This is a genomic window from Streptomyces sp. NPDC002156, from assembly GCF_053593675.1.
Window position 1 is genome coordinate 1 of record NZ_JBSFDA010000049.1, and the last position, 13,627, is coordinate 13,627.

At 68.8% G+C, this 13,627-nt stretch carries 13 protein-coding genes and 1 pseudogene; 5 read left to right on the top strand and 9 right to left on the bottom strand.

Annotation, left to right across the window (positions count from 1 at the left end; all coding sequences use genetic code 11):
* Positions 1-144: 144 nt before the first annotated feature.
* Entirely contained in the window at positions 145-990 is an 846-nt protein-coding gene (locus ACWCRB_RS21020; RefSeq protein ID WP_450997466.1) for a carbon monoxide dehydrogenase subunit G, read from the bottom strand.
* Between the two features lie 120 nt (positions 991-1,110).
* Here ACWCRB_RS21020 and ACWCRB_RS21025 point away from each other — a divergent pair, with 120 nt between their 5' ends.
* Together ACWCRB_RS21025 and ACWCRB_RS21030 are read left to right on the top strand one after the other, a co-directional pair.
* Positions 1,111-1,272: a toxin-antitoxin system HicB family antitoxin gene (locus ACWCRB_RS21025; protein WP_450997467.1), complete on the top strand. Its 162-nt coding sequence runs from the start codon at positions 1,111-1,113 to the stop codon at positions 1,270-1,272.
* A complete protein-coding gene (locus ACWCRB_RS21030; RefSeq protein WP_450997468.1) occupies positions 1,269-2,477 on the top strand; it encodes an RNA-guided endonuclease InsQ/TnpB family protein in 1,209 nt (402 codons plus the stop codon). Before ACWCRB_RS21025 ends, ACWCRB_RS21030 begins: the two co-directional genes overlap by 4 nt.
* A 156-nt stretch (positions 2,478-2,633) precedes the next feature.
* On the opposite strand, the gene ACWCRB_RS21035 is transcribed toward ACWCRB_RS21030, so the two are convergent.
* The 3 genes from ACWCRB_RS21035 to ACWCRB_RS21045 all read right to left on the bottom strand — a co-directional run bounded on the left by ACWCRB_RS21035 (position 2,634) and on the right by ACWCRB_RS21045 (position 5,605).
* On the bottom strand, positions 2,634-4,277 hold the full coding sequence (locus ACWCRB_RS21035; protein ID WP_450997469.1) for a polyamine aminopropyltransferase: 1,644 nt from the start codon (positions 4,275-4,277) through the stop codon (positions 2,634-2,636).
* Between the two features lie 108 nt (positions 4,278-4,385).
* Positions 4,386-4,904 carry a DUF2617 family protein gene (locus tag ACWCRB_RS21040; RefSeq protein ID WP_235476231.1) on the bottom strand — a complete coding sequence of 173 codons (519 nt, stop codon included), beginning with the start codon at positions 4,902-4,904 and terminating at the stop codon, positions 4,386-4,388.
* Between the two features lie 431 nt (positions 4,905-5,335).
* Positions 5,336-5,605: a hypothetical protein gene (locus ACWCRB_RS21045; protein ID WP_450997470.1), complete on the bottom strand. Its 270-nt coding sequence runs from the start codon at positions 5,603-5,605 to the stop codon at positions 5,336-5,338.
* A 129-nt stretch (positions 5,606-5,734) separates the two neighbouring features.
* Between ACWCRB_RS21045 and ACWCRB_RS21050 the strand changes: the two genes are divergently transcribed.
* From ACWCRB_RS21050 to ACWCRB_RS21060, 3 genes are all read left to right on the top strand, one after another.
* Positions 5,735-6,925 (top strand): pyridoxal phosphate-dependent aminotransferase, encoded by a 1,191-nt coding sequence (locus tag ACWCRB_RS21050; protein WP_450997471.1) that lies wholly within the window; start codon positions 5,735-5,737, stop codon positions 6,923-6,925.
* 97 nt (positions 6,926-7,022) lie between these two features.
* On the top strand, positions 7,023-7,280 hold the full coding sequence (locus ACWCRB_RS21055) for a hypothetical protein (protein WP_450997472.1): 258 nt from the start codon (positions 7,023-7,025) through the stop codon (positions 7,278-7,280).
* Positions 7,281-7,315: 35 nt separating this feature from the next.
* Positions 7,316-7,657: a hypothetical protein gene (locus ACWCRB_RS21060; protein WP_450997510.1), complete on the top strand. Its 342-nt coding sequence runs from the start codon at positions 7,316-7,318 to the stop codon at positions 7,655-7,657.
* Between the two features lie 262 nt (positions 7,658-7,919).
* On the opposite strand, the gene ACWCRB_RS21065 is transcribed toward ACWCRB_RS21060, so the two are convergent.
* From ACWCRB_RS21065 to ACWCRB_RS21085, 5 genes and pseudogenes are all read right to left on the bottom strand, one after another.
* Entirely contained in the window at positions 7,920-8,450 is a 531-nt protein-coding gene (locus tag ACWCRB_RS21065; protein ID WP_235476233.1) for a YbjN domain-containing protein, read from the bottom strand.
* Between the two features lie 130 nt (positions 8,451-8,580).
* Positions 8,581-9,027, bottom strand: coding sequence for a hypothetical protein (locus tag ACWCRB_RS21070; RefSeq protein WP_450997512.1), 447 nt, complete (start codon positions 9,025-9,027; stop codon positions 8,581-8,583).
* A 274-nt stretch (positions 9,028-9,301) separates the two neighbouring features.
* Positions 9,302-10,162: pseudogene (locus tag ACWCRB_RS21075) on the bottom strand (recombinase family protein); the annotation flags it as partial.
* Positions 10,163-10,304: 142 nt separating this feature from the next.
* Positions 10,305-12,926: an ATP-dependent chaperone ClpB gene (gene clpB / locus ACWCRB_RS21080; protein ID WP_450997473.1), complete on the bottom strand. Its 2,622-nt coding sequence runs from the start codon at positions 12,924-12,926 to the stop codon at positions 10,305-10,307.
* A gap of 319 nt (positions 12,927-13,245) precedes the next feature.
* Positions 13,246-13,599, bottom strand: coding sequence for a hypothetical protein (locus ACWCRB_RS21085; RefSeq protein WP_369035341.1), 354 nt, complete (start codon positions 13,597-13,599; stop codon positions 13,246-13,248).
* Between the last annotated feature and the right edge of the window lie 28 nt (positions 13,600-13,627).

Below are 13,627 nucleotides of genomic sequence, written 5' to 3' on the forward strand. Positions count from 1 at the left end.
GCCCCCCTTTGTCGCGCTGAAAGATCCAGCCCGTCCGGCGTTTGAGGACAAGGCCCGTTGAGGGCCGTAGCGGGGTCTGGGGGCGCAGCCCCCAGAGGGATGGGAACGGGTAGGGGCGGCGGGGGCGAAGCCCAAGCCCCGCCCTCAGCGCCGCTTCCTCAACACCCGCCCCACCACAATCGCCGACGCCACCACCAACGCCGCAGCCGGTGCAGCCCACCGCAGCGTCGCGCTCCCCGCCACCTGCTCCGGAGGCGGCACAGGCGCATACCGCCCCCGAGGCGGCGCATGGTCCACTTCCTCCGCGCTACGCCCGATCATCGTCCGTCGAGCATGCGCAGCCTCCGCAGGCGGCTCACCGGCATCCACGAACCGCTCGGAGACCTGCTCACCCTCATCAAGGTCGTCCACCTCGACGTCATCGACATCGAGCGCATCAGAACCATCGGGAACATCAGCGTCGGGTACCTCAACCTCCGCCACCGCCGAAGCCCCCTCGGACTCCGAGGCCCCACCGGGCGTACCCTCCCCCGCAACCTCCCCCAAGTTCTCCCCGAACCGCCGAATCAACCGCCCACCCGCCGCCGCAACCGCATCCGCAGGCAACTCGGCCACCCGCCCGTCCGCCGACACCGTGCCCCCGAACACCAGCACCGACCCGCCCTCAACACCCCGCACCCGCAACGTCAGCACCAGCTTGACCGACCCACCGCCACGCGCCTCGACAGCGTCGCCCTCCACGACGTACGCATATTCACCGTCGCCCTCACCACCGTCCTGACCGTCCACGACAGCGACCCGCAACGACCCGCGATACGTGATCGTGTGCCCCCCGACCCGCACCTTCAACCGCCCCGCGACCCCGGACACGGCAGGCTCGGTACCCGCGTCCTGCTGGAGTCCGGGCACCGCCCGGGCGGTGCGCACGGGGTCGGCGAGGACGTCCCTCAGCCGCTCTACCGAAACAGGAACGAACACCTCGTGTTCCATCAGTTCTCCTAGCAAGGGGACCACCGGCTCCAGCCGGTAGGGGTATTGCTTCTCAGGCTGGTCTGACCCCGACTGTGCCCACAGGTCCGCAGCACATCGCAAAGTGGTAGCATCTTGGTTGTGGCAAGAGGTGATCGTCGGGAGTCGCTGAACCTGCGCGTCTCACCGGACTTGAAGCGGCAGGTCGAGGCATACGCCGAGCGCTTGGGCATCTCGATCAACGCTGCTGCCTGCGTGCTTCTCGCTGAAGGACTCCGTGGCGAGCGAAGGCGTGAGCGGTGATCCGCGCGTACAAGTTCCTCCTGCGTCCCACGGCCCGTCAGACGGTCGCACTCACCGACATGCTGCGAGATCATTGCTCCCTCTACAACGGTGCGCTTCAGGAGCGCCGGGACGCCTACCGGCACACTTCGAAGACCACTGTCCGGTACAGCGACCAGTCCGCGCAGCTCAAGGAGATCCGCGCGTTCGACCCGGAGCGTCAGGGCCGCTGGTCGTTCTCCTCCCAGCAGGCCACCCTGCGCCGTCTCGACAGGGCGTTCCAAGCGTTCTTCGGCCGTGTCAAGGCCGGTCTCACGCCGGGCTACCCCAGGTTCAGGGGCGTCGGTCACTTCGATACCGTCACCTTCCCGAAGGACGGCGACGGCTGCCGATGGGACTCCACTCCCCATGAGCGTCAGACTCGCGTCCGTCTTCAAGGCGTCGGGCATGTCCGGGTGCACCGGCACCGGCCCGTACAGGGTCGCGTCAAGACAGTCTCGGTGAAGCGCGAAGGGAACCGCTGGTACGTCGTCCTGGCCTGCGACGAGGTCCCCGCCGAGCCGCTGCCGTCCACCGGGGCGATCGTCGGTATCGACATGGGCGTCGCCCACTTCCTGACCGCCTCGGACGGCGAACACGTCGCCAACCCTCGCTTCCTCCACGCGATGGCCGACGAGCTGGCCGAGGCGCAGCGGCACCTCTCTACGTTCCCCAGGCGAACCCGGCAGCGCACCAAACGCCACCGCGCCGCCGCCCGGAAGGTAGCCAAACTGCACGGCAAGATCCGGCGTCAGCGCGCCGACTTCCACCACAAGACCGCTCGCATCCTCGTCACCGGCCACGACGTGATCGCGCATGAGCGGCTGAACACAGCGGGCATGACCAAAAGCCCCACGCCCAAGGCCGACCCTGAGCAGCTCGGCAGCTTCCTGCCGAACGGCGCTGCCGCGAAGGCCGGACTCAACCGCAGCATCCTCGACGCGGGTTGGGCGCAGTTCCTCGGAATCCTGGCGAACAAGGCTGAGAGTGCCGGTCGCCTCATGATCCCGGTGGACGCGCGCAACACCTCCCGCACGTGCCCCGTATGCGGACACATTGCGAAGGAGAACCGCGCCACCCAAGAGAAGTTCCAGTGCACGGCGTGCGGGTTCGCGGCAAACGCGGACCATGTCGGCGCGACGAACGTCCTCAACAGGGCCGGGCTGGTCCTCTGTGACGTGGCCTAGCCACGACCGCAGGAAGCCCGCGCGTTCACGCGTGGGTGGAGTCACGACAGCCGAGCGTACCCAGCACGACCCGAACCGCACCCGCGCATCCGGGGATTCCCACGGGATCCGCACCCACGCGGCCCACCGGACGTGCCCTCCCCCGCTGCCCTTCCCTCAATACCGCGGATGAACGAGCGTCGAAGCCCGCACCCCCACCACCCGCATCCGCTCCGCAGCCCGCGCATCCGCCTCCAGCCCCGCCTGACCGAGCGTCCACAGCCGAGGCCCACCGCCCCCACCCACCCTCAGCCGGGGCGCCGCCCCCTCGGCCGTGGCCAGCACGAACCCCCAGTCGTGCGGCGCCCGCGCCGCCCCCGACGCCGTACGGTCCGGCCCCGCCGCGAAGCCCGCGTCCCGCCCGCCCACGCGGTACGGCACCGTACGCAGCCCCGCCGCCCGCACGGTCGCCTCGACCGTCCAGAACACGCGCGGCCGGGACTCGACCGGCCCGCCGTGCACGACCAGCCGGCCCCCGTCGGTCAGCACCTGGCGCGCCAGCCCGTAGAACTCCTGCGAGTACAGCTTCGTACTCGCCGTGATGCCCGGATCGGGCAGATCCGAGACGACCACGTCGTACGCGGCCCGCGCCCCCCGCAGCAGCCGGAAGGCGTCTGCCGTGGTCACGTGCACGCGCGGATCGTCGAACGCGTGCGCGTTCAGGGCGGCCAGGGCCGGGTCCGTGCGCGCCAACCGCACCACCCCCGCGTCGAGTTCGACGACGTCCACCCGCCGTACGCCCGGATACCGCAGCACCTCCCGCGCCGCCAGCCCGTCGCCGCCGCCGAGGACGAGCACGCGCGCGTGCGGCCCGTTCATCGCGGGATGGACGAGCGCCTCGTGGTAGCGCCGCTCGTCGCGCCCGCTGACCCGCAGCCGCCCGTCCAGGAAGAGGTCCAGCGGACGGCCGTCCGTGCCGCCGGTGAGGACCACCTCCTGTACGTCCGTCCGCAGCGCCACTCGTACGTCGTTGCCGTACACCGCCTGCCGGGCGGCCCGTTCGAAGTCGTCGACGAGTACGGCCGCGGCGGCGAGCAGCCCGATCACGGTCACGTTGGCCACCACCAGCAGCCAGCGCCCACGCCGGGTGAGGTCCCGCCGGAACAGACCGAGGACGAGGGCACCGCCGACCAGCGCGTTGACGGTACCGGTGAGCAGCGCGCCGGTGAGCTGCCCCAGCCAGGGGAGGAGAAGGAACGGAAAGGCGAGCCCTCCCACCAGTGCGCCCACGTAGTCCGCGGCGAACAGGTCGGCGACCGCGCCGCCCGCGTCCTGCCGGCGGATGCGCTGGATCAGCTCCATCAGGAGCGGCACCTCGGCGCCGATCAGCAGGCCGATGGCGAGGGAGAAGGTCACCAGCAGCACGCGGGGGCCGTGCGCCCAGAGGCCGCCCCAGTCGCCGGTCCACGCGAACACCGCGTACAGGGCCATCGCGCTGCAGCCGCCGACCAGCGCGAGCGCCGCCTCGACCGCGCCGAAGCCGGCGGCGGCCCGGCAGCGCAGGCGCTTCGCGGCGAGCGAGCCGATGCCCATCGCGAACACCATCACGGAGAGCACGACGGACGCCTGGGTGACCGAGTCGCCGATCAAGTACGAGGCGAGCGCGACGAGTTCCAGTTCGTACACCAGTCCGCAGGCCGCACAGACGAAGACGCAGGCGAGGACCAGGAACCGGCCGGTGCCGGGCCGGACGGGCAGCCGCGCGGGAGCACCCCAGGGCGGGGGGCTGCCCGGCGGGGCCGGCACGTGCGGTTCGATCACGCTGGGAACGCTACGTCACACTCCGCGTGCGCTTCGTCACCCACACGTGTGGTCCTTGTTTACGCGGAGGAAGTTGATGTGAAGCCCACCCGGGCCTCTCACGATCCCTCACAGAGCCGCTGTCACCCGCACCCCGACCCGCGTCCTGGTCGCCACCAGCTGCCCGTCCTGCGGATAGGCGTGCCAGGTCCGCCAGTGGACCTGCCCCTCGTGCCGCTGGGCCAGCATCGCGGTGAAGGCGTGCGGGCTGCCGGGGAAGACACCGGCCAGGCCGTTCGGATGGTCGGCGACCAGGGCCAGCAGCTCCTGCGCGCGCCCGGCGAACGACCCCGGCGACAGGACCTCCACTCTCGCCGCGAATTCGTACTCCCAGTCGCCGACCCGCTTGGCCACGCCGAGCGGGAGAGGGGTGCTGGAACCCGGGATGCACGCGACCGTCTCCGAACAGATGCCCTGTTCCTCCTCCAGAAGCACCTGGTGGGAGGCGCCGAGGAGTCTCAACTGGAGCTTCGCGTCCGCGAGTTCGAGGTCGAGGGTGGCGAGGGCGGGCAGCGGTTCCCGGCCCAGGGTCCAGGCGAGGTCGGCCGCGCGCGTGTCGGTGTAGGCGGTGTTCAGGGTCGTGAGCATGGATCGGCTCCGCTAGCACGCAAAGGGAGGTGTGAATGAGCAAGGTGTGGACGAGCGAGGTGTGGGTCCGGCGCGCTCCGGTCGACACGGGTCGACACCGGGAGATCAGCCCAGTCATGAGGAACATCCAGGGGCAAGGGACGTCCGAGGGGCTGTGTTGGTGATTTAGAGGGAATCATGAACGGTGGCGCCGTCACAGCGTTTTTACCCAACTTCGTGGGCTTTCCATCCCTCAGAGGGCTCCACAGCTCAACTGTTCAACCGCGGCGTACGCCCGAGCGTGCGAACAACCCCCGCGAGCGGGGTGACGCGGGGGTCACGTCACGAACGTACGAGCGCCCGCCGGGACGACGAATACGATCGTCCTCCCGGCGGGCGCTCCCCCCGCCGTCCGGATGCGGTTCCCCCTTCCGGAGCTCAGCTGCCCCGTGTCAGCTGCCTCCGCCGCATCCGCCCCCGCCGCCTCCCCCGCCTCCCCCGCAGGACGACCCACCGCCGCAGGACGAGCCCCCTCCGCAGGAGGAACCCGTGCTGCACGACGTACTGCTCCCGGAGTGCCCGGAGCCGCTGGAGCCCGCCGCTCCGCCGGCCCACCAGCTGTTCCTGCTCATGCGCCGGCGGAGCCGGGCGGCCCGGACCGTCACGGTCACGACGATGAACAGGCTCGCCAGCATGACAAGGGCGATGATGGCCACGGCCATGGCGTCACCCTCCTTTCGTTCCCCCGAGGCGGCCCCCCGTGGGCGCCTCGCCGTCTTGCGTGACGTGGGGATGCCCGCCTGTCTCACCTGCCAAAGCAGAGTTGAGGAAGTCCAGAGCTTCGGCGCAGGATGACGACCATGACCAGCAGCGCACGCCCCTTCCTCAACCGCCGGCTCGCCGAGTTCGGGACGACGATCTTCGCCGAGATGTCGGCACTCGCCGTCGCCACCGGCTCGATCAACCTCGGCCAGGGCTTCCCGGACACCGACGGTCCGGAGGAGATCCGCGAGGCGGCCGTACGGGCGCTGCGCGACGGCCGCGGCAACCAGTACCCGCCGGGCCCGGGCGTCCCCGAGCTGCGCACGGCGATCGCGGCGCACCAGGAGCGCCGGTACGGACTGTCGTACGACCCCGACCGCGAGGTCCTGGTGACGGCGGGCGCGACGGAGGCGATCGCGGCGACCCTGCTGGCACTGCTGGAGCCGGGCGACGAGGTGATCGCCCTGGAGCCCTACTACGACTCCTACGCGGCGTGCATCGCGATGGCGGGCGCCGCGCGGGTACCGGTCACACTGCGCCCCCACGAGGGCTCGTTCCGCCTGGACCTGGACGAGCTGCGGGCGGCGGTGACCCCTAGCACGCGCCTCCTCCTGATCAACACCCCGCACAACCCCACCGGCACGGTCCTGACCCGCGACGAGCTGACCGCGATCGCCCAGCTCGCCGTGGAACGCGACCTGCTGGTGGTCACCGACGAGGTGTACGAACACCTGGTCTTCGACGACGCCGGCCATCTGCCGCTGGCCTCCTTCCCGGGCATGCGCGAACGAACGGTCTCTATCGGGAGCGCCGGGAAGACGTTTTCGTTCACCGGATGGAAAGTGGGCTGGGTCACATCGACCCCGGACCTGGTGACAGCGGTCCGCTCGGCGAAGCAGTTCCTGACGTACGTGTCGGCGGGCCCGTTCCAGTACGCGGTGGCGGAGGCGCTGAGCCTCCCGGACACGTACTTCGAGGCGTTCCGGTCGGACATGCTCGCCAAGCGGGACCTGCTTTCGGCGGGCCTGCGGGAGGCGGGCTTCGAGGTCTTCACCCCCTCGGGCACGTACTTCATCACCACGGACATCCGCCCCCTGGGCGAGACGGACGGCTTCGCCTTCTGCCGCTCCCTCCCGGAACGGGCCGGAGTGGTGGCCATCCCGAACGCGGTCTTCTACGACCACCGCGAGGAGGGCGCTCCCTTCGTACGGTTCGCGTTCTGCAAGAGGACATCGGTACTGGAGGAGGCGGTGGCCCGGCTCAAGACACTCGGGGTCTAGCGGACAGCGGTGTACCGGGCAGGCTAAAGTGCCGTCGCGGGTACGGGTACGGGTACGTACCCGTACCCGGCCTGTGAGTGAAAGAGGAGCTTGCATCATGCCCGATGCCAACGTCCGTATCCCCGCCGACGCCCGCGACCGGCTTGCCGATATAGCCGCTGCGGAAGGGCTGTCCCTGCGTTCCTACCTGGCCCGGCTCGCCGAGACCCTGCTCACCCCGGCGGAGCGAGCCGAGCGGGCGGCGAAAGCACGGGCAATGCTGCGGGAGTGGAACGGCTACGACCCCGAAGAGCACGAGCAGGCCGAGCTGGACGCCGAGCTGGACCGCCGCATGACCGAGGCGGGTGCCGCGTGACCCGTGACGTGCATGTGTTCCTCGACGAGAGCGCGATGGTGGCCGCTGGGCGGGGCAACGCCCTGGCTTCCCGGCTGATCCATCGCGCTCACGCCGAGTCGGGCTGGTTCCTGTACGCCACCGTGTGTGCCTTGGTCGAGGCCGACCGGGCCCGGCCAGGCACCGCAGAGCACCTTGCGGCCCTGCCCGGCATCGCGATCGTCGACCTCGACCTGCCGGCCGCCCTGTCGGTGGCCCGCGCGACGACATGGGCCGATGCGCACACTCTTTACGCGGCCCAGCCCACTCCCGACCGGCCGGATGGCGCGGTGATCGCGACCACCAGGCCGCATACGTGGAAGAAGCAGCCGGTGCGCATCCTGGACGTCAGCCCCTGAACCCGGGCGGCAGGGTGCCCAGATGCTCCGGACCGGCAGTCCCGGCAACAGCATGGTTCCGCCACGCGGAAGCCCCGGTCGCCCTCGCCCCTCGTCCTGGCCGTGCACTGGGGATCGGCGACTCGTCGGCCCGTGGGCAAGACGGGCTGGGCGGAGGTGCCGATCGAAACACCGACCCGAGCTTGATGCTTCACCACCCCGGAAACGGCGAGAGCCCGGCCACCAGGGCCGGGCTCCTCCGCATACAGGTGTAGCGGCAGGACTACTCTTCGTCGTCCTCGGGCTTCTCCGCCTCGTCGATCTCCTGCTCAAGGCCGAGCTGCTCGACAAGCCACTTGTCGAACTCGATCGCGGCCCGCACCCAGCTCACCGTCGACGACACGAAGTGCTCCAGGCTGACACCCGTCCCGATGAGCATCTGCGCCTCGCCGATCAGGCGCACGGTGCCGTCGTCGTGGGTGTGGCTGTACACCTTGGGCCACAGGGTCCGCCGGTTCCAGTCGTCGATCGACTCCAGAAGCAGGGGCTTCTCCTCGATCTGGTGGGGCCGGTCGTAGAACGTCCGCACCGAGAAGACCTGCTGGTCACCCTCACCACGGAACATGAAGTACGTACGGAACTGCTCCCACGGCGCCGCGAGGTCACCCTCGTCGTCGACGACGTACTTCAGCTCCATCTGTTCGAGGAGCTGCTTCACAAGGTCCTGATCCGGGACGACGGGGCCCGCCGGACCTTGCGGCTGCGGCTCCGGCTGGCCCCCGAAGTTAGGGATCGAGGACGGGTCGATGGTCATTCGTGAACACTCCAACAGTCGTCTGGCTCGTCCGGCCATCGCTGAGACCAGACGTACACTCCCCACCCTCTCTTGCTTCGCCCCCGACCGGCAACAGCCGCCCCCATGCGCTGGCCCTGAGCGTCCGAAATCAGCGTTCGCGGTCCCGGAGCGCCGGATTCAAGCCCTTGGAGTTGCGAAGTTCCGCGAGATACCGGCGGGCCCCGTTCTCAGGACTGCCGGCCTCGTCACCGACCGTGGCTCCTGCTGGTTCGTCGGACATTCCCGGCTGTCGCAGCAGGTGCGGGGGCAGGTACATGTGCGCCGCCCCCGACTTGTGCGTCCCCTCGAAGAAAAACCGGACCCCGGCCTTGAGCAGCAGATCAGCGCGGGTCTCCCACGTGGCGCTCTCGGCCCAGCGTTCCCTGTAGGGCCCGCCGCTGGGCTCGTCGATCCAGCGGGCGGGTACGACTGGTTCGGTCTCCAGTCTCTCGACGGCCCTCGCATGCTCGTCCATCTGCCGGGTCAGGGCTTCGACGGCCACCGGGCTGACGGCCTGCCCAATGGCGGCGGTGAGGTTGACGAGTGCCTTCCGCAATTCCGCGATGGCCGCGAGGTGGTCCCGACCGGGTACATAGGTGCGTCTTGTCTCGGTCAGTTCCCTCGGCCTCGCCCAGAAAACGCCGCTCCAAGGATTCGTACAACCTCTCGGCGCGCCAGGTCGAAGGAGCATCACAGCGATCCATCTCGGAAATGGAACGGCACTGGTAGTACGTGAGCACAGTGGTCGTACCGTCGACCAGGCGGTTCTTCTGGTGCCGCACGTACAGGGGTCTGCCACCCCGCTCAGTGATGACAGCGTCCTTGAGCGCTGCGAACTCTTCCTGCGTGAGGATGGGTTCCGCCCAGACCACGGGCTGACCGTCCTCGTCCATGACAGGTTCGGACCGATGCAACATGACGCCCATCAGGGCGGGCGACTTCAGTATGTTGCGCAACGGGGTCACGGACCAGCGGGTCCCTCTCTCCGGTCTGCGCTCATACTCCGGAAGAGTCGTGTTCTGTTCCCGGCGCTGGTGGTCCCTGGCACTCGGGACACCTCGCACATTCCAGTCCCGTGCCACGGCGTAGACCGTGTCGGCACGGTCGACAATGCGCTCGTACGCCTCGCGGACGAGCCGTGATGTGCAGGGGTCGATGACGAGACGCTTTCTGGGCTCTCCCAGGTGAGTGAAGGTCTCGGCTCGGTAGCCGAATGGCCAGATTCCACCGTTCCACAGCCTGTTGTCGCGGAAGAACCGGGTGCGATCGAGTTGCTTGGCCTGTACTGCCTTACGGTACTTGGCCGCTTGGGTCGCTTTGATGCCCGCCATCATCCGCCCGTCCTCGGAATGAATGTCGAACGTGGGATCGTCGAGGACTTCGATGTCCTTGCCGTTCCTCAGAATCCAGTCGACGAACTGCCACCAGTGCATGTCATCACGCGTGATGCGGTCCTGCTCGGTGACCATGAGGACGTCCCACTCATGCACCAAGGGATCGATCAGCCACTTCCGCAGGCTCGGGCGCTGATCAAGGTTGACAGCACCGGAGACCGTGGCGTCGACCACACGCCCTACCTCGTCATGGACACCCCGCTGGATCGCCAGCGTGAGCGCCTCGTCCTGCCGAGTGAGCGCCGAGGATGCCTCCGTGTCGCGGCTGATGCGCTGAACTGCCAAAACTCGTTTCATACGGTATCCCTCCCGCCCGAAGGAACTACCGTGCCAGTACTGAAGTTACGTCAAATACCAGTTATCGACTGGATACTCACCCTGGTGCTGCTGCCCCAGATCAGGATCCTCTGGGACAGCAGCCGTGTCGGTTCAAGTCTGACTACAGAGTCTTCCCCGTAGCCGGGCCGACGATCAGCCCCTCCCCGAACGCATCCACCCGCACGGTGTCCCCGTCCTTGACCTCGCCCGCCAGGATCTCCTTGGCGAGGCGGTCGCCGATGGCCGTCTGGATCAGGCGGCGGAGGGGGCGGGCGCCGTACGCGGGGTCGTTGCCCTCGTCTGCGAGCCAGGCCAGGGCGGCCGGGGTGACGTCCAAGGTCAGGCGGCGGTCGGCCAGGCGCTTGGCGAGGCGGCCGATCTGGAGGCCCGCGATGCGCTCCAGCTCCTCCTTGTTCAGGGCGGAGAAGACGACCATGTCGTCCAGCCGGTTCAGGAACTCCGGCTTGAAGGAGGCCCGGACCACCTCCAGCACCTGCCGCTTCTTCTCCTCCTCCGACGTCAGCGGCTCGACCCGGCTGTGTCCACTCAAGAACTGGCTGCCCAGGTTCGACGTCAGGATCAGGATCGTGTTGCGGAAGTCGACCGTGCGGCCCTGGCCGTCCGTGAGGCGTCCGTCGTCCAGGACCTGGAGCAGGATGTCGAAGACCTCCGGGTGGGCCTTCTCGACCTCGTCCAGGAGCACCACGCTGTACGGGCGGCGGCGCACCGCCTCGGTCAGCTGGCCGCCCTCCTCGTAGCCGACGTAGCCGGGAGGCGCGCCGACCAGCCTCGCCACGCTGTGCTTCTCGCCGTACTCCGACATGTCGATGCGGACCATCGCCCGCTCGTCGTCGAAGAGGAAGTCGGCGAGTGCCTTCGCCAACTCCGTCTTGCCGACGCCTGTCGGGCCGAGGAAGAGGAAGGAGCCGGTGGGACGGTCCGGGTCAGCGATGCCGGCCCTCGTCCTCCGTACCGCGTCGGAGACCGCCTGTACGGCCTCGCCCTGACCGATCAGGCGGCGGCCCAACTCCTCCTCCATGCGCAGGAGTTTCTGGGTCTCGCCCTCCAGGAGACGGCCGGCCGGGATGCCGGTCCACGCGCCGACGACGTCCGCGATGTCGTCGGGGCCGACCTCCTCCTTGACCATGGTGTCCTTGGATGCCTCCTCCTCTTCCTCCGAGGCTTCCTCCAAGTCCCGTTCCAGGGTGGGGATCTCGCCGTAGAGGAGCTTGGAGGCGGTGTCGAAGTCGCCGTCGCGCTGGGCCCGTTCGGCCTGGCCGCGGAGTTCATCGAGCTTCTCCTTCAGCTCACCGACCCGGTTGAGGGACTGCTTCTCCTTCTCCCAACGGGCCGTCAGACCGCGCAACTCCTCCTCCTTGTCGGCGAGATCGCGGCGCAGCCGTTCCAGTCGCTCGCGCGAGGCCGGGTCGGTCTCCTTCTCCAGCGCGAGTTCCTCCATCTTCAACCGGTCGACGGCGCGCTGGAGTTCGTCGATCTCGAGCGGGGAGCTGTCGATCTCCATGCGGAGGCGGGAGGCCGCCTCGTCCACCAGGTCGATCGCCTTGTCCGGGAGGAAGCGGGACGTGATGTAGCGGTCGGAGAGGGTCGCCGCGGCCACCAGTGCGCTGTCCGCGATGACCACCTTGTGGTGGGCCTCGTACCGGCCCTTGAGGCCGCGCAGGATCGCGATCGTGTCCTCGACGCTCGGCTCCGCCACCAGGACCTGCTGGAAGCGGCGCTCCAGGGCGGGGTCCTTCTCGATCCGCTCGCGGTACTCGTCGAGGGTCGTCGCGCCGACCATGCGCAGTTCACCGCGCGCCAGCATCGGCTTCAGCATGTTGCCGGCGTCCATCGAGGAGTCGCCGCCGGCGCCCGCGCCGACGACCGTGTGGAGTTCGTCGATGAACGTGATGATCTGGCCGTCGGAGTCCTTGATCTCCGCGAGGACCGTCTTCAGGCGCTCCTCGAACTCACCGCGGTACTTCGCCCCGGCGACCATCGCACCGAGGTCAAGGGACACCAGCCGCTTGTTCTTCAGGGACTCCGGGACGTCGCCCTTGACGATCCGCTGGGCGAGGCCCTCGACGACGGCCGTCTTGCCGACGCCAGGCTCGCCGATGAGGACCGGGTTGTTCTTCGTACGCCGGGACAGCACCTGGACGACCCGGCGGATCTCCTGGTCGCGGCCGATGACCGGATCGAGCTTGCCCTCCCGCGCGGCGGCCGTGAAGTCCGTACCGAACTTCTCCAGGGCCTTGTACTGGCCCTCGGGGTCGGCTGTGGTCACGCGACGCCCTCCCCTGCTCTTCTGGAACGCGTCCAGCAGCTTCTTCGCGCCGGCGCCCTGCTGGGAGAGTACGTCCCCGGCGGCGCCGCCCTTCGCGGCGATGCCGATGAGGAGATGCTCGGTGGAGAGGTACTCGTCGCCCAGCTCCTTCGCCCGTTCGGCCGCATCGGCGATGACCGAAAGAAGTTCCCGGTTCGGTTGTGGGGGTGCGACAGTCGCGCCGGTCACGCTCGGCAGCGAGGCAAGTACGCGTTCGGCGCCCGAGCGTACGGCCGCCTGGTCGGCCTCGACGGCGGCCAGCAGGTCGGTGATGTTCTCGTTTGCTTGCTGGCCTCGGCCACTGAGAAGCGCCAGCAGCAGATGCGCCGGGGTCAGATCCGCGTGACCTCCGGACACGGCCTTGCTGCTGGCCGCGTTGATCGCGTCCCGGCTCCTGTTGGTCAGCTCGGCGTCCACGGTCGCTGTCTCCTCTCCACTTCGTGACTGACACAGCCAACGTACACAAAGTTGAGTCTATTCCACTCAAGGTGGGGCCGGAGGGCGGACAGACCGAAAAGCCGCCCATCCTCAATGACGGATGGACGGCCGAGAACACCGAGCGGGAGGCGCGGGAACGATCACTTTCAGCCAAGCGAGCGCTTGCCATACCCGGGGCGGGATGCCGCTAAACCCGGATATTTCCCGTAAAACTGCAGCGGCGTCACCGTGTTCAGGTCACGGTGACGCCGCTGCGGGGGGAAGCACCTGAGCGATCTACTGCGACGGGGGAATCGCGTCAGGCACTGCGGGGGGTGGCTGAGATGGTCTGTACGTCCTGGATATCGGGGATATCCGGGATGTCGGGGTGGTCCAGCCGGTGGTCGCGCTGATCCAGGTTCACAAAGATCATTCCGTACCGGATGGCACACCGTACGGGCTGCGGCGCCCCCCGAGGCCGCCGCAGACACCGGTACGCCCGTACGTCCTCGTCGTCGTCCCGCGTCACGACAACCGGCTCTCCGAACACGGTCACCATCAGCGAGTCACCGCTGTGGGGGATGGCGGTGACCAGGTCGATGAAGTGCCAGCCGGAGCGGTAGGCCGTGGCCATTTCGCGACGGAACGAGCGGTCGTCGGGTGGAGTCGTCATCTCAACTCCATGCACTGTCATCCGTGGT